A 21,528-nucleotide genomic window follows, 5' to 3' on the forward strand; every position below is an offset into this window, starting at 1 on the left:
CCGCAGCGAGGGAGCGGGCCGTACCTTTACGTCTCAGGGCGACATGCCGTGCCGGTGGGGTGGTGTCCGAGAGTCAGCCGGTCTGATCACCAGATCGGACCCATCGGCGTTCCCAGGCCAGGGCCGCGATCACACCGATGGCATAGGCGACCAGGTCCCATGGGTCGGGGAACGCACCGACCAGGACACCGCCGATCCCCGGCGGGGTCATGCCGACTATTTGGTAGAACTCGACGGCGGCGGCGATCGCGGCCGTGGCCACGGCGCGGCGTGCGGCGGTGGTGCGCCACAGCAGCCCCAAGAACGCGTAGACCAGCATGGTGGCGGCTACGTCGCTCACGTAACCGCGGATGAACGGTTGTCCCGGGCCCCGGTAGAAGAGGACGAACGCGCCGACGGCGAGGGCGGCGCCACCCAGAAGGACCATGGTGCGGCGCATGAGATTGACATCTTCTCCGAATCTCAACGATCAGGACGACCTGATCATAGAGTTCGTCCCCTATGGCGGCATACATTCCGTAGGCGTCGGCCAGGATCCGGCAGCGGCGCGGCACGTCCATCTCCCGCAACAGCGGATCGGCGTCGACGCGCCCTGTGCCAAGCGGCCGGCTGCCTGCATCCTCACCTGTTCACGGCGGGCTGCATGTCAGGGCGCGTCGCTTCCGGGTCAGAAGTCGAATTCGCCGATTTTCGCGCCGCCCACGAAGGCGCGGAAGACGCCTCCGCGTACGATCATCGGCGGGACATCGGGCTGCTCGGAATCCCGGATCGCGTACCGGTCACCGCTCAGCTTGGCCGCGTAGAGGCAGTCCCCTCCGTTCGGGCCGGAGAGCGTGGACTTCGTCCACTGCGCGGCATCCAACTCGGCGCGCAACTCGTCACTGATCTTCATACTTCGCTGCCACCTCACGAACTAGGCGCTGGCTCACGTGCATGGGATGTGCCCATTTGTGGATTGCGTCGTATATGACGTTAACGCCCCTTACCATCTCTTCGCGAGCGGATACGGCACCCTGCACGGCGTCTTCGAGGTAGACGTGGTCCTGCATGTCGCACCCCTGGGCGAGGGCGAAGCCTCCGAGCACACCTGCCGTGGCGCCCACTTCCAGGGGCACGATCTGGAACGAGATGTTGGGCCGCCCGGCCATTTTCAGCAAATGCTCCAACTGCTCGCGCATCACGTCCTTTCCGCCAACCGGCCGAAGGAGCACGCATTCGTCGAGCAGGGCCCAGTACATGGGTGGATCCTCGCGCTCGAACACCGACTGTCGCCGAAGCCGCGTCTCGACGGCTTCTTCGACCCACTGCTCGGTGGCCCTTGGTGCAACAGAAAGCATGGCCCGCGCGTAGCGAGCCGTCTGGAGGAGCCCTGGGATCACGAGCGGTTGCCAGGTTCGGATGGTGTGTGCCCTTTCCTCCACCTTCGGCCACTCGCTGAACCACTTCGGAGTGGACATGACGGTGGTGTTCGGCAGGAGCCCGAAGAGCTCCCCGTTCAGCCCCAGAATCGCCTCGGCCGCCAGGGTGAACTTCTTGCCCGGCCTCCGCTTGCCGCGCTCGATCAGGCCGACCAGGCTCTCGCTGCATGAGAGCAGGTCCCCCAGAGCCGTCTGGGAAAGACCTGCCGCGTTACGCGCCTTCTTCAGTACCTCGCCGTAAACCTCTGTCATGCCTCCGCCCTTTCTCAGGACCCGGACAAGCACCAGCACGTCCGTCTGGAAACGGACTGTGACGAGCCGATTACAAAATAGCCCGGCGGCGGCACCCTGGGAAGTGCTTCCAGACACCTGGTCAGCCTGTTGTCCGAGCCAAATATCGGCGTAACAGAACAAAGGCGGTGATTTTGTGCGGGCAAGAACCACATCAGCAGAGCTCGCCGATGTCGTCCTATGGCGCGATACGACGCTGCGCCGCAACGACAAGACGTCGTGGCAGGCGCGGCAGGCGACCGGGCTTTGGCTCACCGACAGCCATCCGACGGTCCGCTCCGACGCGCTCCAGATCGTCTCCGAACTGGTGGCCAACGTCATCCGGCACGTCCCGGGCGGCAGGCGGCGCGACTGGGTGAAGGTCCGGCTGGGCTTCGGCGACGGCTTCGTCCGCCTTGAGGTGATCGACCCGGGCGCTCCGGAACCGGAGCCGCGCTTCGTCCCTCGCCAGTTGGGCCCCATGGAGGAGTCGGGTCGCGGCCTCGGCATCGTGGCCCGGCTGAGCGCCAGATGCGGCACGCACGTCACCGAGGAGGGGCATCGCGTCGTGTGGGCCGACCTCGTAGCGGGCGTGCCGTGACGGCGATCAGGAGGATTCCCGGCTGGGAGATCATCGAAGGCGCCGGAGGCGGCTACATCGCCATCCGCACCGTTCTGGTGTCCGAGCACAGCCCGCTGTCCAACGTACGGTGCGCCGCGACCCTGCCGGAGTTGTTCGAGCGTCTGGAGGAGGAAACGCGCGGCAGGGCCAACTCGAACGGACCGCAGGGCAGAGTCCGTGGTCGAGCAGAATGACCGGTCAGGCGGTGGCGCCGCCGTCGATCACGTGGTCCTGGCCCACGACGAAGCTCGACTCCGCCGACGACAGCCACAGCGCCGCCGCCGCGACCTCCTCCGGCGTGGCGACCCGGCCGATCGGCAGCGCGCCCCTCATGCGCTCGTCCCGCTCCTCCCGGGTCTCGCCGGGCCGCGTCGCCATGGGCGAGTCGATCGGGCCGGGGCTGACGGCGTTGATCCGTACGCCGTCAGCGATGTGGTCGCGGGCGGCGGTGCGGGTCAGGAAGCTCACCCCGGCCTTCGAGGCGGCGTACGCGGCGGCCCCGGGCAGCCGCCAGTGGGCGCCCAGGTTGGAGGCCACGTTGACGATGACACCGCCGCCGTGGGCGCGCATGTGGGCGATCTCGTGCTTCATCGACAGGAACACGCCCTTGAGGTTCACCGCGAGCGCAGTGTCCCAGACGTCCTCGTCGTAGTCGGCCAGCGGCGCGAGCATGCCGAAGACGCCGGCCGCGTTGAGCGCGACGTCGAGGCCCCCGTACCGGGAGACCGCGGCCTCGACCATGGCGGCGACCTCGGCCGACCGCGTGACGTCCACGGCGAACGCGCTCGCCCGCCCGCCCCGCTCCTCGATCAGCTTCACGACCTCGGCCAGCCTGGCCGTGTCGCGCCCCGCGACCAGCACGGAAGCGCCCTCACCCGCGTACGCCAGCGCCGCGGCCCGTCCCAGGACGCCGCTCGCGCCGGTGACCAGGGCGACCTTGCCCTCAAAGCGATTCATCTATTCCATACCAATCGTTCTCAAATTTGGACGGCGACCATGGCCTGGTCGACCGCGTCGCGCAGGCGGCGCGGATCGGGGTCGGCCCTGCCGAGCACCCTGATGCCCTGCAGCAGCACGAGCAGGAACCTGGCCAGCGCGTACGGGTCCTTCTCCGCCGGGATCTCGCCCTGTGCCCGCGCCCGGACCAGGGTGGCGGCGAGCACGGCCTCCAGCCCCGCCCAGCTCTCCGTCACCTTGCGGGACACGGCGGCGTCGCGCGTGGCGAACTCCACCGCCGTGTTCACCACCATGCAGCCCCGCCGCAGCTCGTCGGCCAGGCACTCCGCGACGTACGAGTCGAGGAAGGCCCGGACGGCGGGCAGCGCGGGCCCCGGCTGGGACAGCCGCTCGACCACGTTGTGCTGCTCCAGGTAACGCTCCAGCGCCTTCAGGTAGAGCTCGCGCTTGCCGCCGAAGGTGCCGTAGATGCTCGCCCGGGCGATCCCGAGGTGCTCCACGAGGTCCGCCATCGACGTCGCCTCGTATCCGCGCTCCCAGAACAGCTCCAGGGCCTTCTGCAACGCGACCTCGGGATCGAACTCCTTGCTCCTTGCCACGGGGCCAAAGCTAGCACATTCAAGAACGATCGATCCAGTTACCTGGGAGTGAGCACCCATCGCCAGGAGCCGTCCTGGTCGGACCGGCGGTTCGCGCCGAGCTGCGTCGTCCGCTGACCGTCCACGCTCACCAGGACCAGCCCGTTGTTGAACTCGCTCCCGCACGACCCTGCGCACCCCATGGCGATGACGTTGTCGTCGTCGGCCCAGGCGTGCAGTTGCAGCACCCGCTGCTGCCCGACGACCTGGCCCGTCCCCGCGTCCGTGATCTTGGTCGGCAGGCCGTCTGGGCCCAGGACCAGGCGGCCGTTCGGGGAGGTCGCCGAGATGTGCGAGTAGTCCACGTATCGTTCCCCCTTGGGCCACTCCCCCTGCTCGCCGTCGAGGGTGTAGAAGACCCGGTCCGGAGTGGTGCTGGTGGGGGCCCAGAGCATCGTGCCGTCCAGGCTCCAGCCGAGGTCCTGGCGACCGTTGATGTTGAAGGGCTTGTCGTCGTTGTGCAGCGCATCGCCCATCGCCGGCAGCTCGTGGTAGTCGGCCGTGCCCGCCTCCACGTCGACGATGTAGTAGCCGGCGCGGGGGCTGTTCCCCATCGGGACCGCCTGGTCGCCCTTCCCCTGCAGGACATCCGGGTAGCTCGAGTACGCCGTGGCCAGGACCTTGGTGCCGTCGGGGGACCACGTGACCGACCCCACCGGGTGCTCCAGGTCGATCCACTTCAGGATCTGCCGGGTGTTCAGGTCGAGGATCCCCAGCCGCCTGCTGATCAGCTCCCCATCCAGCACGGCGGCGACCTGCAGCCCCGGGGCCACGTCCACCCAGGCCCACGAGGTCTCCTCGTAGCCGTCGGTGCGCGGGTCGTACAGCGACCACCTGTACACGACCCGCTGCTCGTTGTCCGAGATCCGCTCCCGCCGGGTGGTGTAATACGCGGACACGGCCATGCGTCCCGCGGCGATCAGCTTGACCGGCGGGCTGTGCTCCGTGTCGGTCCGCACGTCCGTCGGCGCGGGCGACGGGCGTGGGGGCAGCGTGACGCCGGTGGCCGCGCGCATGGTGGCCTGCGGGTCGCGCACGTCCGGCCCGGCGCCGCGCAGGCCCACGGCGGACAGCGCGATCGCCGCCACCAGCCCCACGGCCAGCACCACCATGCCGACGGGCTTCCAGGCACGCCTCCGCAGCGCCCGGTCCGCCAGATCGTGCGGCACCCTCGTCTCGTCGGCCCACTCCTGCAGCGTGTCCCTGAGCAGCCGCGTCATTTGGCCACCTCCAGTTCCTTGGCCAGTTCGGGGGCGATCTCGCGCAGGCGGGCCAGCGACCTGTGCGCCGTGCTCCTGACCGTTCCGACGGAACAGCCCAGCGCCCGCGCCACGTCCTGCTCGGGCAGATCCTCGAAATACCGCAGCACCAGCACGGTGCGCTGCCGCGCCGTGAGCCGCGCCAGCGCCGACCGCAACACCATGCGCAGCTCGCTCTGGTGGTTGAGGTCCCGGTCCGCCAGCTCGGGCGGCTCCGCCTGCACGACCTCGCCGCGCCGCCTGCTCGCCCGCCACCAGCTGATCTGCTGGCGGTACATGATCTGCTTGGCGTACGCCTCAGGCGCGTCCACCCGCCGCCACCGGCTCGCCAGCTTCGCCAGCGCGGTCTGCACCAGGTCCTCGGCCGCGTGCTGGTCACCACCGGTGAGCAGGAACCCGAGTCGCATGAGTGCGGGGGAGCGCGCAGAGACGAACTCGCGGAAACGTTGCTCGTCCGCGACGTCCACGATCACCTCCAGGGGATAGTCGTCACCCCCTCAGACGCCCCCCGGCCACCCCACTATGCGTCCCAGGTCACGGGGCCAGGGGATTGGGTACGGGCACGGCCCGCATGTCGCCGCCCCCGGCGTTCAGCCAGCGCAGCAGCAGGTTGGCCTTGGCCGGGATGTGCGTGGCGGCCAGCAGATCGCGCAGCTCGTCCGGATCCCCGTGATCCTTGCCGCACCCCGTGAACACCGTCCTGGCCCGCGCCCACAGCTCCCGCCGCAACCCCGGATGGCGCTCGGCCAGGGCTCCCGCGATCTCGCAGAGGTTGTTGGTCACCAGGCAGTACACCAGCCGCTCCCACGCCCGCGCACCCCCGATGCCCTTCAGCGACGGGTGCCGCTCCGCGACGAGCTTGACCCCCTCGTGGTCGCGGAAGACGGCCTGCGCGGGAAGCCCGTGCTCGTCCACCGCGATCAGCACGTTCTGCAGATGGCACTCCAGCACGACCCCATGGCGGAAGTAGGCGTGCAGGAGCGGGGGGACCACGTGGTCGAGATACCGTTCCCACCACACGAGCGCGAGCTCCTCGCCCAGCCCGTCGAGCGGGTTGCCGGGGAAACCCTCGCTGATCCCGGCCGCGAGCAGCACCGTCAGCCCCGGGCTCACGTGTTCGCGCAGGCCGTCGCGGACGATCACCGCCAGCGCCTCCCCGCCGTCCCGGTCCAGCTCGGCGCTGCGGTAGCCGCGGTCGCGCAGCACGGCGGGCCGGGCCACGTGGTCGGGCAGGTCGTCGAACGCCTGTCCGACGACCTCGGCCATCACGGCCAGCCGGCTCAGGTCGCGCAGCCACAGCCGCCGGATGTCGTTCGTGATCCGCACGTCCAGGCTGAACTTGCAGAACAGGTCCAGCTCGGGCAGGTACACCGTACGGATCGACGAGGTCGGCGACGCGAGGACCCCGGTGACGCCCACGTGGCGCAGCGGCGGGCCGCCCAGCAGCTCCACCTGCCAGGGATGCGCGGGCAGCAGGGCCAGGCCGTCGCCGGGAGGCGGCCCCAGCCGGTCGAGTGCGCCGGCCTCCCCCACCTCCACCAGCCGCTCGGCCGGCACGCCGAACAGCGGCAGCTCGAAGCTCGCGTACGCCTCCGGCGCGTACGGGAGCCAGGCCCCCGGACCGGACCCGCCGCGGGCCTTGGGCGCGGGGTGGTAGCGATGGCCGGCGACGAGGGCCTGTTCGGAACGCAGGTAGAGGTCCGCGGGCGGCGTCGCGGCCCGCCTGGCGGCCAGCAGGGCGGCCATGACGTCCCGGCTGTGCGTGATCTCGGCGGGCAGCGTGTCGTTGTCGACGCCGGTCCCCGCACGCAGTTCGGCGGCCGTCAGCGCGACCAGGTCGTCCAGGGAAAGGGGGCGCCAGCCGTCGGGCGTCCGCTGCTCGGCCCGGTCCGGGAACCGCCCGCCGGCGACGCGCAGGAGCCGGCCGGTCGCGGGCAGCAGGAAAGCCCCGGCGCGCGCGGGCCGGGCCACTTCGCGGATCAGGCAGTTGAGCAGTGCCGTCGTCGCGAGGTTCGCGGCGTCTGTCTGTGCCTCTCGCGGGAGAGGAAGAAGGCCGTCGGTAGGTGCCATGGCGACCTTATCCCTACCCTTTGTCCCTATTGGTGCCAACAGGGTAGCTACTGGGCGGGTTTCCTGGAAATGGTGGGAAATATGAGGCGTTGGGAGGCGGAATTCGCGGCCGACCTTTCCCTGGTGCGCCCGGAGCTCTCGGCGGCGTACATCGCGGCCCTCCCGGACGCGCGGGCCGCCGTACTCGGCCGCCTCTGGCGCAGCCTCCTCCACGAACCGCTCCCCGGGCTCCTGGGCACGCGGGGACGGGCCCGCGTCGATCTGGCGGACGGCCGCGCGCTCACCGGGTCGGCGCGGGAGCCGTACGACCTCGGGGGCGAGCCCGCGCTCTGGCTGGACGGCCACCCCCACACGCACCCCGCCGAACTGCTCGCCGCCCTGGGCCTGCCCGGCACCGCCGGGCTGGTCGAGGACCTGGACAACAGCGTGGCCTCGCTGGCGCTGTCCCGCGCGGAGCCCGCCCGCGTCCCGGCCACCCCCGAGGAGTACGAGCAGAGCGTGGTGGACGGCCATCCGTACCACCCGGGCTGCCGCAGCCGCCCCGGCGTCTCCGTGGCGGAGCAGCTCGCCTACATGCCGGAGCACCGCGCCGTCGTCCGCCTGGACCTGCTCGCGCTGCCCGCCGCGGACTGCCTGGTCTCGGGCCCGTGGCCGGCCGCGCTCATGGACGGCGACCGGCTCCTGCTCCCCGTGCACCCCTGGCAGAGCGCCCACGTCCTGCCCGCGCTGGGCCTGCGCCCGCACGTCACGGGCGCCGTCCCGGCCCGCCCCCTGATGTCCGTACGGACCCTCGCGCCTCTCGACGGCGGCCCGCACGTCAAGACGGCGTTCAGCACCCGGATGACCTCCGGCGTCAGGGACATCTCCCCCGGCTCGGTACGCGACTGCGTCCACCTGTCGGACCTGCTCTCCACCCTGTCCGCCCGGCTGGGCGGGCGGCTGGGCGGGCGGCTCGGCATCGCCCGCTACCTGGCCGGCGCCGCCGGGAAGGTGAACGGCGAGCACAGCCCCGACGTGTCGGCCATGCTCCGCGAGCCGACCGGGAACGCGATCCCCGTCGGCGCCGTCACCCGGGCGACCGTGCGGGACCCGGCGGCCTGGCTGGCCGCGTTCGCCCGCCTGGTCTGGAGGGACGCGCTGGGCCTGCTGGCGCTCGGCGTGGCGCTCGAGGCGCACGGCCAGAACCTGCTCGTCGAGCTCGACCCGGACGGCCTCCCGCGCCGGCTGGTCTACCGCGACCTGGCCGATGTCAGGATCAGCCCCGCCAGGCTCGCCCGCAACGGGATCGAGGCGCCGCCGGTCAGCGCCAGGCTGCTCACCGACGACCCCGGGACGCTGCACGCCAAGCTCTTCGGCGGGCTCGTCGGCACCACGTTCGGCAGCCTGATCGCGCTGTTCTGCCAGGGCGACCGGGCCGCCGAGTCCCGGCTGTGGGACGTCGTGGCCGCGGCCGCGCGCTCCGCGGAGTTCGCGTGCGCCGAGGACCGCGAGGCCCTGTTCGGCCCGCACCTCACGGTCAAGGCCCACCTGCTCGCCCGCCTGGAGGGCGCGCCGCCCGGTGACAGCTGGACCAGGCTGCCCAACCCGCTCGGCGCGTAACGGTCAGCGCTTGTTGGATCAGGGGGCGAGTTCGGCGACGGGGAGGCGGCGGAAGGCAATGCTCTCGTACGCGCCGAAGTCGCCGGTCTCGAACAGCAGGCCCACCGTGTCCCCGTCCACCCGGACCAGGTCGGAGTAGGCCGCCGGCAGCCCCGACACCGTGTGCGCGACCCGCCAGGTCACCCCCAGGTCGTCGCTGGCGCGTACGGTCATCAGCGCCCGCGCGTCCGGCGCGGCCGGCCCCGAGAACAGGAGCACGTCCGGCGACGAGCACCACAGCGTGCTGCCCTCCACCACGGGCCCCACCAGCCCCGCCTGGGGCCGGAAGGGCAGCAGGAGGGTCTGGCCGCCGTCGGCCGAGTAGGCGTCGGCCCTGGTGCCGGGGGCGGTGGACTCGGTGCGCGTGTTGAGGTAGAGGCGCCCGTCCGGCAGCTCGGTGGCCGTGGTCTCGTTGACGTTGACGTATCCGTCCGGGTTGTCGTCGACGTACCCGATGCGCCAGGTCTGGCCGCCGTCGTCGCTCAGCAGCCCGTGGCCGCCGTTGTACTTGCCCTCGGTTCCGTTGTCGGACCCGCCGGGCGGCAGCGAGTGGTTGGCGGGGACCACGATCCGCCCGCCGCGCAGCGCGACGGCGTGGCCTGGAGCGGTCGCGTACCAGCGCCACTCGGAGCGCTTCACGCTGCCGGTGATCTCGCGAGGCGCCGACCACGTGACCCCGTCGTCCGAGCTGACCTGCACGAACACCCGCCGCCCGTCGGCCGCCGCCACCTGGCCGCGCCGGATCTTGTCCTCGGTGGCCTGCGGCCCCTGCCTGACGAAGACCAGCACGATCCGGCCGTCGGCCAGCGCCACGGGCGCGGGGTTGCCCGCGGTGCCCCGGCGCGGCTCCGTGGCGACCACCTGCAGCGCTCCCCACGTCCTGCCGCCGTCCGTGGAACGCCTGAGCACGACGTCGATGTGGCCGGAGTCCCCGGCAGAGGCGTGCCGCCCCTCCGCGAAGGCCAGCACGGTGCCCGCCTTCGTCACCACCGCCGCGGGGATCCGGTACGTGTTGTAGCCGTCCGTCCGCTGCCGGTACGGCACTGACGTCGGGTAACGATCCGCCATGCGGGCACGCTACGGCCGCCGGGTGAACGAGACGTGAAGACGAGTGTGACAGGCGGTGGAGGTGGGATGTAAGCGACAGAGGGGGCACCCAACCGGCCTGCCCTCAGCATGGCCGGGCCGGCGGCATGAAAGAGTTCACCTCATAAGCGAGTGCTTCTGGAGGCGTGGTGGCTGACGAGTTCGACGTCATCGTGATCGGTGCCGGTCCCGCCGGTGAGAACGTCGCGGACCGGGCCGTCCGCGGCGGCCTGACCGCGGCGATCGTGGAGGAGCGGCTGGCCGGCGGCGAGTGCGCCTACTGGGCGTGCGTCCCCAGCAAGGCGCTGCTGCGGCCGGTCGACCTGATGGGCGAGGTGGCGCGGGTCCCCGGGCTGTCGCTGGGACCCGTCGACGCGGAGGCCGTGCTGGCCCGGCGCGACGAGACCGTCTCCAACTACAACGACTCCGGCCAGGTGCGGTGGATCGAGAGCGTGCCGGCCGAGTTCGTACGCGGGCACGGGCGGCTCGACGGCCCCAAGCGCGTACGCGTCACCACCGAGGACGGCGGCGAACGGGTGCTGACGGCCCGGCAGGCCGTCGTCCTGGCCATGGGCAGCACGGCGGCCCTGCCCCGGGTTCCCGGGCTGGTCGAGGCGGAGCCCTGGACCAGCCATGAGGTGACCGCGGCCCGCGCCATCCCCGAGCGGCTGGCCGTGCTCGGCGGCGGCGTGGTCGCCTGCGAGATGGCCCAGGCCATGCACGGGCTCGGCGCGCGGCAGACGACCGTGCTGGTACGCGGCGGCGGGCTGCTGGCCAGGATGGAGCCGTTCGCGGGAGAGCTGGTGACCGAGTCGTTCGCGGAGGCGGGCATCGAGGTGCGCACCCGCACCGACGCCGTCAGGATCGAGCGCCCCGAGCCCGGCGGGAAGGTGACGGTCCACCTGTCCGAGGGTCCTCCGGTGGAGGCCGACGAGCTGCTGGTCGCGACCGGCCGCCGGCCCGCGACCGGCGACATCGGGCTGGGCACGGTCGGCCTGTCCGACGGGAAGTACGTCGAGGTGGACGACAGCATGCGGGCGACCGGCGTCCCCGACGGCTGGCTGTACGCGGTCGGCGACGTCAACGGGCGCGCGCTGCTCACCCACATGGGCAAGTACCAGGCCAGGATCTGCGGTGACGTGATCGCCGCGCGGGCGCGTGGCGACGAGCTGCCCGCGATGCGGGATCTGGCGGACGGGTTCGGCGCGCCGCAGGTCGTCTTCACCGATCCGCAGGTCTGCGCGGTCGGCAGGACCGAGGCGGTGGCCCGGGAGGACGGGTTCCGGGTGCGCGTGGTGGACTACGAGCTGGGCTCGGTCACCGGGGCCTACCTGATGGGCGACGGCTACCGCGGCCGGGCCAGGGCCGTGGTGGACGAGGACAGGAAGGTGCTGCTCGGCGTCACGTTCGTCGGGCCGGGCACGGCCGAGCTGCTGCACAGTGCCACGATCGCGGTGACGGCCGAGGTGCCGCTGGAGCGCCTCTGGCACGCCGTCCCGTCCTTCCCGACGGTCAGCGAGGTGTGGCTGCGCCTGCTGGAGGCGTACGGCCTCTGACGCCCGGGGGGTCAGTGGCGGTGGGCGGAGAAGCGCGGGAGCGGGGACGACGGTGAGCCGCGGGCTGAGTTGTGCAGCATCAGCTCCGCCACCGTCTCCTCCACGCTCTCCCGCAGCTCCACCCGCGACAGCAGGTCAGTCAGCCGCAGGACCGACAGCAGATGGTCTGAGGGTCGCACCAGGATGATCCGGCCGCTCCCCTGCTCCTCCATCCGCTGCATCGCCATGGCCAGCACCCCAATGACGGACGAGTCGTAAAAATCCAGATCCTCAAGATCGAAGACGAGCACGGGCCCCACACTCCAGTCCCACACCGCTTTGATGCAGGCGCTGAAGCGGACCCGGCCCGCGTGGTCGAGCTCGCCGCCGGCGCGCAGGACCGTGCAATGGAGGTGCCGGATCGTCTCGATGTACAAGCCGTTCCTCACAAGGAAACGACTTCCCCCTGAGCGGGGATATCACGGATTTTCGCGATTTTTTGGGAGCTCCGGGTTGCCGAGCGGCCCGTCCAGCAGCTTGCGCAGGATCGCGGCGAGCGTCTCGGTGTCCTCGGAGGTGAGCGGGGAGGCCAGGCGGGCCAGGTTGGCGGCGTGCTCGGTGAGCGTCTCGTCGATGATCCGCAGTCCCTCGCCGGTCAGCCGGACGTGGAAGCTGCGCCGGTCGGCGGGGTCGAGGCTGCGCTCGACCAGTCCCGCCGCCTCCAGCCGGTCGAGCCGGTTGGTCATCCCGGCCCGCGACATCATCAGCACCGCCGACAGCTCCGACGGGATCAGCGTGTACGGCGGGCCGGCCCGGCGCAGCGCGGCCAGCACGTCGAACTCCCCCTGCCGCAGCCCGCGCTTGGTGAGCACCCGGTCGACCCGCGGCTCCAGGACGCGCATCACCTGGGCGAGCCGCCCGAAGACGCCCATGGCCGTCAGATCGAGATCAGGCCGCTCGCGCCGCCACTCCCCGAGGATCCTTTCGACCGCGTCGTCCATGACCCCGCAGTTTATTCGAGCAGGGATAGTTCACGCCCGTACTAGTGCGTGGCGCCCGACTCCAGCGTCGGCACCGCTCCCAGGCACTGACCCATGATCACCAGGTACGGCGAGTCCGTGGGGCTGGGCAGCGTGAGCTCGGTGATGTTGCCGTCCGTGCGCAGCTCGGGCAGCCCCAGGTCCCCGTCCCTGATGCTGATGACCCGCTCCACCGGCGGCGCCGCGATGCCCAGCAGCTTCCTGGTGGCGTGCCGCATCCAGCGCCACTCGCTGTTGACCCGCCGCCACGTCGCGGGGATGAGGCTGGCCGGCTCCGCCTTCGTGCCCAGCCTGAGCGTGAGGCGGCCGCTCGACCCGAACGTGTCCTTCAGCACCGGGTTGACCACGAACATGCCCGCGCGCAGCACGCGCGTGCCCTGCCGGTTGCGGTTGGCCAGGCCGCCCGCGCTGATCAGCGAGGACACCTCGCAGCGCAACCCGTCGAGCGTGTCGGGGTCGAAGTCCACCGCCGGCGGCTCATCGAACACCACCTTGTCCAGCCGCAGCCCGGCCACGCCGTCGGCCACGACGTGCCCCGACACGGCCTGGCGGACCTCCTCGCTGACCCCGTCGCCCTCCGTGATGTCGAGCACCTCGACGCAGATCAGCCCGTCGTCGGGGATCTCGTCCGCCGTCAGGTCGAAGGCCACCTGGGCGTGCGCACGCCGCCCCCTGAGCAGCACGCACTGGCGCAGCCGGCCCTGGGAGCGCACCTGTACCAGGCGCGGCTGCAGGCCGACCAGGTCGGTCTTGCCGGCATCCCAGCCGCTCACGGACCGATCGTCGGTCGACAGCGACACCAGCACCCGCAGCGCGCGCCCCTGCGCCGAGACCTTGAACCCGGCCAGCCCCGAGGTCTCGAACCTGCCCACGATCGAACTGCCGCGCTGCAGCCTGTCGGTCACCTGCAGCGCGGCGATCTGGCCGCTGCGCACGTGGACGGGCGGGATCGCGGGGAGGATCAGCTGGTCCAGCTCGGTGGCGGATCCTGGGGTGCTCATGGGGTGCTCCTCGTGAATGACGACTCTTCCGGCTCGTGGAAGCTGCTCATGGGGTCTTCGTCGGTACGGACGACATCGCCGAACCGCGGGAACCGGTCAAAGGTGTTCCTGATGAACGGCCCCGCCGGGTCGTGGAAGTCGAACCGCGTGAGCATGGGTTCGCGCCTGGTCCACATGCGGGCGACCGCGCTGTAGAGAGGGTCGCCGTCGCGCTCCACGTGCCACAGGTTCACGGCCAGCGCCCGCGCGTAGTCGACGCCGTACTCCCAGTGCGGCAGGAGCTGGGTGGGCACGTCCGCGCCGCAGCGGCGCAGCCAGAGCCACAGGCGGGCGCGGTCGCGCTGCTCGGGCTCCAGGATGGACTCGCCCTTCTCGTGCTTGGCGATGGCCTCGTCCAGCCACAGGCGGATGTCCGACGGGTCGCGCGCCACGTGCGTGCCGCCGCAGGCGCTCCCCACCGACCAGCCCGCCTGGACGACCGGGATGCCGAACGCGGGCAGGTCGCTGTCGCCGAACGTGACGCACACGTCCGCCATGCTCCACAGGAGGTTCGTGGACAGGGCGCCCGTCACGCACCTCACCCGGGAGTGCGGGTAGCCGACGGGGTCGAGGAACAGCCAGTTCGCCGACGGGTCCGACGAGGCGAAGTCCACCGTCGACTGGAACAGCTCGGTGTCCTCGCCCGGCGTGTGGCCGAAGACCGCGATGGTCGGCCGCCGCGGGTCCAGGCCCAGGCGGGCGCAGCCGTAGTCGCGCAGCTGGTTTCGCTCGGTCTCCGTGCGGATCTGGTAGCCGCTCTTGGCCCGCCAGGCCGTCCGCTCCGCGCCCGGCCTGATCGTGTCCCGGTACGGCCAGACGTGCCGCTCGAAGAACGCGCCGACCCTGGCGGGCAGCTCCTCGCGGAACGAGCAGGGCCCCTGGTCGGGGAAGATCGCGTACGCCTTCAGCGACCCCGTCCCGTGGACGTGCACGACCGGGATGTCCCTGATCACGTACGGATCCGCCCGGCTGGTGACCAGCGCGGCCGGCGGCACCCGCGGCCGGCCGTCCCCCTCGGCCCCGAACATCTCCGCCAGCCTCCGCCACTCGGGCTCGACCAGCGCGAACAGCCGCGCGGAGAGCAGCTCGCAGACCGCCTTCGCGACCATGAGCGTCCGTACCACGACTCTGATGTCCTGGTCGAACGCCTCGGCCACGACGCAGCTCTCACCACTGGGGCTCTCGCCCCAATATGTCCTCGCAGCGGCGAGCAACCGATCGAAATGCTCGCCATCTCCGGCACGACGCATAAGTCCCCCCACCACGACCGGTAGGAAACAGACATTGCCAGACGGGCGCACGCCCACCCGCGCGTCAACACGCTTCTTTGCCCGCACCTGGCAGAAACTGAAGATCGTCACAGGCGCCACAGGCGCCCCACCCGGCACGATCCGGCGTAACGACGCCAGAGCCGGAAAAATCCCGCTTCCCGCGCGAACAAAACTGTCCCATGCGGCGTCCAAGCTTTTACCGAGAGCACGTCATGGCGGGGTTTAGGATGCACCCTAATGCCACGAGTGGGAGGTTTTACAACCATGGGTTCCCGTTTGTCGAGTATCGCGCGCCTGACCGGGGCGGCGGCAGCGGCCGGTGTAGTGGCCGCGGCCATCGCACTGCCCGCGGTCGGAGGCACCGGAGCGATGTTCGTCTCGGCATCCGAGGACCTAGGCCTCAAGGCGCGGGACCTCAAGGAGCCGCCCCTCGCGGAGAGGACGACGGTGCTCGACGCCACGGGCAAGCCGATCGCGACGTTCTACGAGGAGTACCGCGAGAACGTCAAGCTCGACGACATCGCCGAGATCATGAAGACGGCCATCATCTCGATCGAGGACTACCGCTTCTACGAGCACGGCCCGATCGACATCGAGGGCACCGTCCGCGCCCTGGCCAAGAACCTCACCTCGGGCGGCATCGCCCAGGGTGGCTCGTCCATCACCCAGCAGTACGTCAAGCAGGTGCTGCTCAACTCGGCGAGCACCACCAAGGAGAAGAACGCGGCCCTGGAGGCCAGCTACGCCCGTAAGCTCAACGAGCTGCGCTACGCGATGGCGATCGAGGAGAAGTACACCAAGAACGAGATCCTCGAGAAATACCTGAACATCGCGTACTTCGGCGCCCGGGCCTACGGCATCGAGGCGGCCGCCAAGCGCTTCTTCGGAGTCAAGGCCGCCGACCTGACCCTGCCCCAGGCCGCCACCCTGGCCGGCGCCGTTCAGGACCCGCTCCAGACGGACCCCAGCCGCGGCAAGGAGTTCAAGGAGCGGCTGCTGTTCCGGCGCAACGTCGTGCTCGACCGGATGGCCGAGCTGAAGAAGATCACGCCGGAGCAGGCCGCCGAGGCCAAGAAGACCAAGCTCGGCTACAAGGGCACCCCGCTGCCCGGCGGCTGCGAGGCCAGCGACTACCCGTACTTCTGCATGTACGTCCGCAACGAGATCCTCAGCAACACTGACTTCGGCAAGACGAAGAAGGCCAGGACCGCGTTCCTCAACCGGGGCGGCCTGGAGATCAAGACCACGCTCGACCCGAAGATGCAGAAGGCCGCCGAGCTGGCCATCAAGAAGCACGTGTACGCCTCCGACAACCCGGTCGCCTCCGAGGCGCTCGTCCAGCCGGGCACGGGCTCGATCAAGGCCATGGCCGCCAGCCGCAAGTACGGCACCAACAAGCGCAAGAACGAGATGTCCTACAACCTCGTCGCCGACGCGGTGCACGGCGGCGGCACCGGCTTCCAGGCGGGCTCGACGTTCAAGACGTTCACCCTGCTCACCGCCCTCAAGCAGGGAATGAAGATCAACGACGGGATCTCGGTGGGCAGCGGCTACCGCGCTCCGGCCTACTGGTCGTTCAAGAACTGCAAGGGCCAGAACATGGGCGAGCCCAGCTTCACCGTCACCAACGCCGAGGGCGGCGGCGGTGGCTTCAAGTCGCTGGCCACCGGCACCTGGGGCTCGGTCAACACCTTCTTCATGGCGCTGGAGCAGAAGGTGGGCCTGTGCAACGTGGTCAAGACGGCCAAGTCGCTGGGCATCGAGCGCTCCGACGGGCAGGACCTGCAGGAGTTCGAGACGTTCACGCTCGGCATCAACGAGATGGACCCGGTGACCGTGGCCAACGCGTACGCCGCGATCGGCGCGCGCGGCAAGTACTGCGAGCCGATGGCCATCTCCTCGATCAAGGACCGCGACGGCAAGGTCACGAACTACAAGCCCAAGTGCAAGCAGGCGCTCGACCCTGAGGTCGCGGACGCCGCCTCCAGCATCCTTTCCGGCGTGTTCACCAAGGGCACCATGAAGGGCGTCGGCGGCATCGGCCGGCCGGCCGCCGGCAAGACCGGCACCACGGACGAGCAGTCCACCGCCTGGTTCGCCGGGTTCACCCCCGATCTCGCGGGAGCGGTCAGCATCGGTGACCCGCGCGGCGCGGTGACGCACAAGCTGAACCGCATCACCATCGGCGGCCGTTACTTCCCCTCGGTCTTCGGGGCCTCCATCCCCGGGCCGATCTGGAAGGACACCATGCTGTCCGCGCTCAAGGGCATCCCGGCGACGGAGTTCACCCCGGTGAACACCGCGCGCTTCGGCGGCTGCGGTGCGAGCTGCCAGCCCCGGCAGCCGGTGCGCCCCCAGCCGGACGACACGGACGGCGGACTCGACGAGGCACAGATCGACACAACGGTGACCCACTGACCGGATACGGCGAAATCAGACACGCAAATATTGCGCGATCAACGTTCGGCACAAAAACAACTGTCGGTTATCAGGGCCTCTAGCTGAGCAAATTCGGAGTGCGTCCGCACAGTGGGACGCACTCCCAGCAAAGGCCCTATTAACAGCGACGAAACATTGGTAACGTGGGAGCGCTCCCAGGATCTTTTCCGCGAGGTGCTCCATGACCGAGCAGCCCACACTGGCACAGGTGGCGGCCGCTGCAGGGGTTTCCCCCGCGACCGCATCTCGAGTCCTCACGGGCTCGGTGCGGGTCAGTACCTCGACCCGCCGGCAAGTCTACGACGCCGTGTCCCGCATGGGATACGTCCGCCAACGAGCCCCCCGGGGAACGGCCGCCAAGACCATGGCCGACGGCGTCACGGCGGTGATCTGCGACCACCTCCCACGCCTGTTCTCCGAACCCTACTACGCACGGCTCCTGTCCGCCGCAGGGGCCGTGATCGCCGAACACGGCACCCATCTCATGGTGACCACCGTCACGCCCACGTCGTCCGTACTGCCGGTGCTGTCCGGCGCGGTGCTGATCGTGGGCGCGCGCGAGCGCCACCCCCTGGCGATCAAGTTGTCCACCTCGGGCGTCCCTGTCCGCAACATCGGCCGCCCGCCACACGATCTCAAACTCCCGTACGCCGACGTGGACAACCTCGACGGCGGCCGCCAGGCGGCGGAGCACTTCCTGTTATCCGGCCGCCGCAACGTCGCCGCCATCGGCGGACCACCGTCCTTACCCGGCGCGCGCGACCGATTAGAGGGCCTGGTACGCACCCTGCAGGCGGCGGGCGCACCCGACGTTCCCGTGGCCTACGGGGACTTCACCGCGGCCTCCGGCACCCACGCCATGCAGTGGCTGTTACGCCACGCCCCAGGTCTGGACGCCGTCTTCGTCGCCTCGGACCTGATGGCGGCAGGCGCGATCCAGGCACTGCGCAGGGCCGGGCGCAAGGTGCCGGCGGACGTGGCGGTGATCGGGTTCGATGACGCCCCGGTCGCCAGGCACACCGTCCCGGCCCTGACCACCATCCGCCAGCCCGTCGAGGAGCTCGCCACCGTCGCCACCCGGCTGCTCCTGTCGGGGGCCGCGGGGATCGACCCCATACTCCCTACGGAACTGGTCGTCCGTGAGTCGGCTTGAGCCGGGGGACATACTGGCCCGCAGGTATCTGTTGCTGGATCCGCTGGCCCGCGGGGGCATGTCGGTCATCTGGCGTGCCTTCGACCAGTCGCTGCACCGGATGATCGCCGTCAAGGTGCTCACCGCCTCACTTCATGCCGGCGGCGGCGAGCGCATGAGCGCCCGCAGCGAGGCGCGCGCCGCCGCCCGGTTCATCCATCCCGACTCCATCGACATCTACGACTACGGCGAGACCGTCACCACGAACGGCGGCGTCGCCGCCTACGTGGTGATGCCGCTGCTCGACGGCACGCCGCTGGCCGAGCGCATCGAGCAGGGGCCGCTGCCGTGGACCGAGGCGGCGGCCATCGCGCTGCGGCTGGCCCGGGTCCTGATGGCCGGGCACGCCCGCGGCCTGGTCCACCGGGACGTCACGGCCGAGAACGTGCTGCTCACCGCAGACGGACCCAAGCTGCTCGACTTCGGCATCGCGGCCTGGGCCGGAGACCCCGACGACGACCGCGGCACCCCTCCCTACGTCGCCCCCGAACGGCTGCTCGGCGCGCCGACCCATCCCGCGGTCGACGTGTACGCCCTCGGCGTGCTGCTGCACACCATGCTCACCGGGCGGACGCCGTACCCGGAGACGACGTGGGAGGAGATCGAGGCCGCGCGCAGGACGTATCCCCCGCCCCGCGTCGCCGGCGTGCCGTACTCCGTGGCCACGCTCTGCCAGCGTTGCCTGGCGGACCGGCCGGACCGGCGGCCGACCGCGGCCGAGATCGTCTCGGCGCTGACCTCGGCGCTGAGTGCGGCGAGCCTCGGGCGGCACGTCAGGCGTGGCCTCACTGTCGCCGGTTCGGCGGCCGTCGCGCTCTCGGCCCTGCTGTGGTTCCAGCAGACGGGACTCCAGCAGCAACAGCAGGAGCAGCAGAAGCCGCAGCCGGAGGTGACGGTCAAGACGCTGCCGACCGCCAGGCTGATCGAGAGCATGCCGGCCACGGCCGCCACCGTCGAGCAGGCCGTGGACGGCTTCAACACGGTGCTGGAGGCCAGGACGCCGTGCGGCGCGACCGACGCGGACGTGGTGCTGGACCTCAAACAGGTGCTGCACGCCGCGGTGGGACCGCACGGCCCGTCGGTGTCGAGGACGGACAACCTGCGCCAGAAGCTGTCCGACCGCTTCGGCGAGGGGCGGCTCGCACCCGCCTGCCTGAGCGAGCTGCAGGCCAGGCTCGACGACATCGACGCCGCGCTGGATCGTGATTGAGGAGGGGTACGGCAGCACCCGCCGTACCCCTCCTACGCGGTCCGTACCCCTCGCAAAGCACGCCGCGTGCCACATCCCCTGATGGGAGCGCTCCCAGAGTAGCGCCTGCACCGGCCATGACCAAGATCGAATGAAACTTTCACAGCGCGTTGTCGAGGTCGTGCGCGGCGTGATTCAATGCGCTGGCCGGGCGGGCTGCTCGTGGGCAGGTTTCCTCATTCGTCAGCGCAAGGGAATCCCCATGAGGTTATTCAAGTCGGCGGCGATCACCGCCGTCATGGTTCTGATCACGACTGTTCTGATGGTGCCCACGCAGGCACTGGCGCACGGGGTGTCGATGTTCCCCGCGGCGAGGACGTTCCTGTGCTGGCAGGACGGCCTGCGGGAGAACGGCCAGATCACCCCCTACAACCCCGCGTGCGCGGCGGCCGTCGCGCAGAGCGGCACGACCCCGCTGTACAACTGGTTCGCGGTGCTGCGTTCCGACGGCGGGGGCCGGACCACCGGGTTCATCCCCGACGGGCAGCTCTGCAGCGGCGGCACCGGCGGTCCCTACGACTTCTCGGCCTACAACGCGGTGCGCAGCGACTGGCCGCTGACCCACCTGACCTCGGGCGCCACCATCCAGATGCGGCACAGCAACTGGGCCAAGCACCCCGGCGTCTTCAACTACTACGTCACCAAGAACGGCTGGAACCCCAACGGGCCGCTGAAGTGGTCCGACCTGGAGCCGTTCGGCAGCGCCACCAACCCGCCGGACACCGGCCCCGCCGGCGCGCTCAACTACTACTACTGGAACGCCCAGCTCCCGTCCGGCAAGACCGGCCGGCACATCATCTACACGATGTGGGTCCGCTCCGACAGCAACGAGAACTTCTACAGCTGCTCCGACGTCGTCTTCGACGGCGGCAAGGGCGAGGTCACCGGTGTCGGCCCGGGCCAGAGCACCCCCACCGCCACCCCGACGGTGACCCCGACGGTGACCCCGACGGCCAACCCGGGCGCCTGCACCGCCACGTGGAAGGCCACGGACACCGGCTGGGCCGGCCACTTCCAGGGCGAGGTGACCGTGAAGAACACGAGCATCTCGTCGATCAACGGCTGGACGGTCAAGTGGACCTACTCCGGCGGCCAGGGCTTCGACGGCTCGCCATGGAACGGCGTGCTGTCCGGGCAACCGCCCAACGTGGTGGTCAAGAACGCCACCTACAACGGGCAGCTCGCACCGAACGCGACCACCTCGTTCGGTTTCAACGCCACCGGTTCGATCCCCAACCCGGCCCCGGCCCTGACCTGCACCAGCCCGTGATCAAATCACGTCGCGGGCTTGCCGCGGCACTCGTCACCCTGGCCGGCCTGACCCTGGCCGGGGTGATGTTTTTCGCCGCCCGCCAGCCGTCCTCCCAGCTGAACCAGGAGCTCGCCGCCCAGGTGACGCTCATCCTCGAGCAGTCCTCGCCCGACGAGCACCACGCGCACGGCCACGACTTCGACTCGCGCGTCGTGTGCGCCGTGGAGCCCTTCGGGTTCGATCCGCCCGACGCGACCTCCCTCGTCGAGGTGAAGTGGGTCTACGCCCGCCACATGTGCGCGATCACCGGCGCGGGCACCGACTGGGCCACCTCCGTACGGGCCGCGGGCCCGATCGCGGTGCGCGTCGGCATCCCTCCCCTGGTCCGGGTGCCGGAGCCGGGCGTGGGCTATCCGGACCGCGTCAAGCGGCTCATCCCGGCCCGCTACCACGAGGCGGCCTTCGCCGAGTTCCAGGACGAGTCGGCGATCGACGCCGCCCGCGAGCGCTTCGCTGAAGCCGTCAAGACCCAAGCCAAGTAACACAACGGAC

22 protein-coding genes are annotated in these 21,528 nt (G+C 70.6%); 9 read left to right on the plus strand and 13 right to left on the minus strand.

Annotation, left to right across the window (positions count from 1 at the left end; translation table 11 throughout):
• Positions 1-73: 73 nt before the first annotated feature.
• From ACWDX9_RS00455 to ACWDX9_RS00465, 3 genes are all read right to left on the minus strand, one after another.
• Complete coding sequence (locus ACWDX9_RS00455; RefSeq protein ID WP_449947253.1) at positions 74-439, minus strand: DUF2809 domain-containing protein; 366 nt, start codon at positions 437-439, stop codon at positions 74-76.
• A gap of 228 nt (positions 440-667) precedes the next feature.
• Positions 668-892 (minus strand): DUF397 domain-containing protein, encoded by a 225-nt coding sequence (locus ACWDX9_RS00460; protein WP_431913763.1) that lies wholly within the window; start codon positions 890-892, stop codon positions 668-670.
• Positions 879-1,709 carry a helix-turn-helix domain-containing protein gene (locus ACWDX9_RS00465; RefSeq protein WP_449947257.1) on the minus strand — a complete coding sequence of 277 codons (831 nt, stop codon included), beginning with the start codon at positions 1,707-1,709 and terminating at the stop codon, positions 879-881. Before ACWDX9_RS00465 ends, ACWDX9_RS00460 begins: the two co-directional genes overlap by 14 nt.
• Before the next feature lie 136 nt (positions 1,710-1,845).
• Here ACWDX9_RS00465 and ACWDX9_RS00470 point away from each other — a divergent pair, with 136 nt between their 5' ends.
• Both ACWDX9_RS00470 and ACWDX9_RS00475 read left to right on the plus strand, forming a co-directional pair.
• Entirely contained in the window at positions 1,846-2,289 is a 444-nt protein-coding gene (locus tag ACWDX9_RS00470) for an ATP-binding protein (protein WP_449947260.1), read from the plus strand.
• On the plus strand, positions 2,286-2,504 hold the full coding sequence (locus ACWDX9_RS00475) for a hypothetical protein (RefSeq protein WP_449947262.1): 219 nt from the start codon (positions 2,286-2,288) through the stop codon (positions 2,502-2,504). The genes ACWDX9_RS00470 and ACWDX9_RS00475 overlap by 4 nt, the downstream gene beginning before the upstream one ends.
• Before the next feature lie 4 nt (positions 2,505-2,508).
• Here the strand turns inward: ACWDX9_RS00475 and ACWDX9_RS00480 are convergent, their stop codons facing one another.
• From ACWDX9_RS00480 to ACWDX9_RS00500, 5 genes are all read right to left on the minus strand, one after another.
• A complete protein-coding gene (locus ACWDX9_RS00480; RefSeq protein WP_364245274.1) occupies positions 2,509-3,267 on the minus strand; it encodes an SDR family NAD(P)-dependent oxidoreductase in 759 nt (252 codons plus the stop codon).
• A gap of 20 nt (positions 3,268-3,287) precedes the next feature.
• Positions 3,288-3,866: a TetR/AcrR family transcriptional regulator gene (locus tag ACWDX9_RS00485; protein ID WP_449947266.1), complete on the minus strand. Its 579-nt coding sequence runs from the start codon at positions 3,864-3,866 to the stop codon at positions 3,288-3,290.
• A gap of 38 nt (positions 3,867-3,904) precedes the next feature.
• On the minus strand, positions 3,905-5,125 hold the full coding sequence (locus ACWDX9_RS00490; RefSeq protein ID WP_449947269.1) for a hypothetical protein: 1,221 nt from the start codon (positions 5,123-5,125) through the stop codon (positions 3,905-3,907).
• Positions 5,122-5,637 carry a SigE family RNA polymerase sigma factor gene (locus ACWDX9_RS00495; RefSeq protein WP_449947272.1) on the minus strand — a complete coding sequence of 172 codons (516 nt, stop codon included), beginning with the start codon at positions 5,635-5,637 and terminating at the stop codon, positions 5,122-5,124. Before ACWDX9_RS00495 ends, ACWDX9_RS00490 begins: the two co-directional genes overlap by 4 nt.
• 61 nt (positions 5,638-5,698) lie before the next feature.
• Positions 5,699-7,234 carry an IucA/IucC family C-terminal-domain containing protein gene (locus ACWDX9_RS00500; RefSeq protein ID WP_449947274.1) on the minus strand — a complete coding sequence of 512 codons (1,536 nt, stop codon included), beginning with the start codon at positions 7,232-7,234 and terminating at the stop codon, positions 5,699-5,701.
• A gap of 81 nt (positions 7,235-7,315) precedes the next feature.
• Between ACWDX9_RS00500 and ACWDX9_RS00505 the strand changes: the two genes are divergently transcribed.
• A complete protein-coding gene (locus ACWDX9_RS00505) occupies positions 7,316-8,833 on the plus strand; it encodes an IucA/IucC family protein (RefSeq protein ID WP_449947277.1) in 1,518 nt (505 codons plus the stop codon).
• A gap of 18 nt (positions 8,834-8,851) precedes the next feature.
• On the opposite strand, the gene ACWDX9_RS00510 is transcribed toward ACWDX9_RS00505, so the two are convergent.
• Positions 8,852-9,940 carry a sialidase family protein gene (locus ACWDX9_RS00510; RefSeq protein ID WP_449947279.1) on the minus strand — a complete coding sequence of 363 codons (1,089 nt, stop codon included), beginning with the start codon at positions 9,938-9,940 and terminating at the stop codon, positions 8,852-8,854.
• Positions 9,941-10,107: 167 nt separating this feature from the next.
• Here ACWDX9_RS00510 and ACWDX9_RS00515 point away from each other — a divergent pair, with 167 nt between their 5' ends.
• Positions 10,108-11,514: a dihydrolipoyl dehydrogenase family protein gene (locus ACWDX9_RS00515; protein WP_449947282.1), complete on the plus strand. Its 1,407-nt coding sequence runs from the start codon at positions 10,108-10,110 to the stop codon at positions 11,512-11,514.
• 11 nt (positions 11,515-11,525) lie between these two features.
• Here the strand turns inward: ACWDX9_RS00515 and ACWDX9_RS00520 are convergent, their stop codons facing one another.
• The 4 genes from ACWDX9_RS00520 to ACWDX9_RS00535 are packed head-to-tail and all read right to left on the minus strand — an operon-like array spanning position 11,526 to position 14,730.
• Positions 11,526-11,930, minus strand: a complete 405-nt coding sequence (locus ACWDX9_RS00520; protein ID WP_449947284.1) for an STAS domain-containing protein — start codon at positions 11,928-11,930, stop codon at positions 11,526-11,528.
• Positions 11,931-11,972: 42 nt separating this feature from the next.
• A complete protein-coding gene (locus ACWDX9_RS00525; protein ID WP_449947286.1) occupies positions 11,973-12,494 on the minus strand; it encodes a MarR family winged helix-turn-helix transcriptional regulator in 522 nt (173 codons plus the stop codon).
• A gap of 41 nt (positions 12,495-12,535) precedes the next feature.
• Complete coding sequence (locus ACWDX9_RS00530; RefSeq protein WP_449947288.1) at positions 12,536-13,534, minus strand: hypothetical protein; 999 nt, start codon at positions 13,532-13,534, stop codon at positions 12,536-12,538.
• A complete protein-coding gene (locus ACWDX9_RS00535; RefSeq protein ID WP_364245304.1) occupies positions 13,531-14,730 on the minus strand; it encodes a hypothetical protein in 1,200 nt (399 codons plus the stop codon). The genes ACWDX9_RS00530 and ACWDX9_RS00535 overlap by 4 nt, the downstream gene beginning before the upstream one ends.
• 390 nt (positions 14,731-15,120) lie before the next feature.
• Between ACWDX9_RS00535 and ACWDX9_RS00540 the strand changes: the two genes are divergently transcribed.
• The 5 genes from ACWDX9_RS00540 (at position 15,121) to ACWDX9_RS00560 (ending at position 21,518) form a co-directional block, all read left to right on the plus strand.
• Positions 15,121-17,262, plus strand: a complete 2,142-nt coding sequence (locus ACWDX9_RS00540; RefSeq protein WP_449947292.1) for a transglycosylase domain-containing protein — start codon at positions 15,121-15,123, stop codon at positions 17,260-17,262.
• Positions 17,263-17,464: 202 nt separating this feature from the next.
• Complete coding sequence (locus tag ACWDX9_RS00545) at positions 17,465-18,436, plus strand: LacI family DNA-binding transcriptional regulator (protein ID WP_449947295.1); 972 nt, start codon at positions 17,465-17,467, stop codon at positions 18,434-18,436.
• Entirely contained in the window at positions 18,423-19,685 is a 1,263-nt protein-coding gene (locus tag ACWDX9_RS00550) for a serine/threonine-protein kinase (RefSeq protein ID WP_449947298.1), read from the plus strand. The genes ACWDX9_RS00545 and ACWDX9_RS00550 overlap by 14 nt, the downstream gene beginning before the upstream one ends.
• A gap of 241 nt (positions 19,686-19,926) precedes the next feature.
• Positions 19,927-20,994 (plus strand): lytic polysaccharide monooxygenase, encoded by a 1,068-nt coding sequence (locus tag ACWDX9_RS00555; RefSeq protein ID WP_449947300.1) that lies wholly within the window; start codon positions 19,927-19,929, stop codon positions 20,992-20,994.
• Entirely contained in the window at positions 20,991-21,518 is a 528-nt protein-coding gene (locus ACWDX9_RS00560; protein WP_449947303.1) for a hypothetical protein, read from the plus strand. Before ACWDX9_RS00555 ends, ACWDX9_RS00560 begins: the two co-directional genes overlap by 4 nt.
• The last annotated feature ends 10 nt before the right edge of the window (positions 21,519-21,528 follow it).

Source organism: Nonomuraea sp. NPDC003201 (genome assembly GCF_053590415.1).

Bases quoted from the DNA above. Each gene is read 5' to 3' on its own strand.
- ACWDX9_RS00500 (WP_449947274.1), bottom strand. From the start codon at position 7,234: ATGGCACCTACCGACGGCCTTCTTCCTCTCCCGCGAGAGGCACAGACA.
- ACWDX9_RS00530 (WP_449947288.1), bottom strand. From the start codon at position 13,534: ATGAGCACCCCAGGATCCGCCACCGAGCTGGACCAGCTGATCCTCCCC.
- ACWDX9_RS00480 (WP_364245274.1), bottom strand. From the start codon at position 3,267: ATGAATCGCTTTGAGGGCAAGGTCGCCCTGGTCACCGGCGCGAGCGGC.
- ACWDX9_RS00525 (WP_449947286.1), bottom strand. From the start codon at position 12,494: ATGGACGACGCGGTCGAAAGGATCCTCGGGGAGTGGCGGCGCGAGCGG.
- ACWDX9_RS00545 (WP_449947295.1), top strand. From the start codon at position 17,465: ATGACCGAGCAGCCCACACTGGCACAGGTGGCGGCCGCTGCAGGGGTT.
- ACWDX9_RS00490 (WP_449947269.1), bottom strand. From the start codon at position 5,125: ATGACGCGGCTGCTCAGGGACACGCTGCAGGAGTGGGCCGACGAGACG.
- ACWDX9_RS00455 (WP_449947253.1), bottom strand. From the start codon at position 439: ATGCGCCGCACCATGGTCCTTCTGGGTGGCGCCGCCCTCGCCGTCGGC.
- ACWDX9_RS00460 (WP_431913763.1), bottom strand. From the start codon at position 892: ATGAAGATCAGTGACGAGTTGCGCGCCGAGTTGGATGCCGCGCAGTGG.
- ACWDX9_RS00510 (WP_449947279.1), bottom strand. From the start codon at position 9,940: ATGGCGGATCGTTACCCGACGTCAGTGCCGTACCGGCAGCGGACGGAC.
- ACWDX9_RS00555 (WP_449947300.1), top strand. From the start codon at position 19,927: ATGAGGTTATTCAAGTCGGCGGCGATCACCGCCGTCATGGTTCTGATC.
- ACWDX9_RS00505 (WP_449947277.1), top strand. From the start codon at position 7,316: ATGAGGCGTTGGGAGGCGGAATTCGCGGCCGACCTTTCCCTGGTGCGC.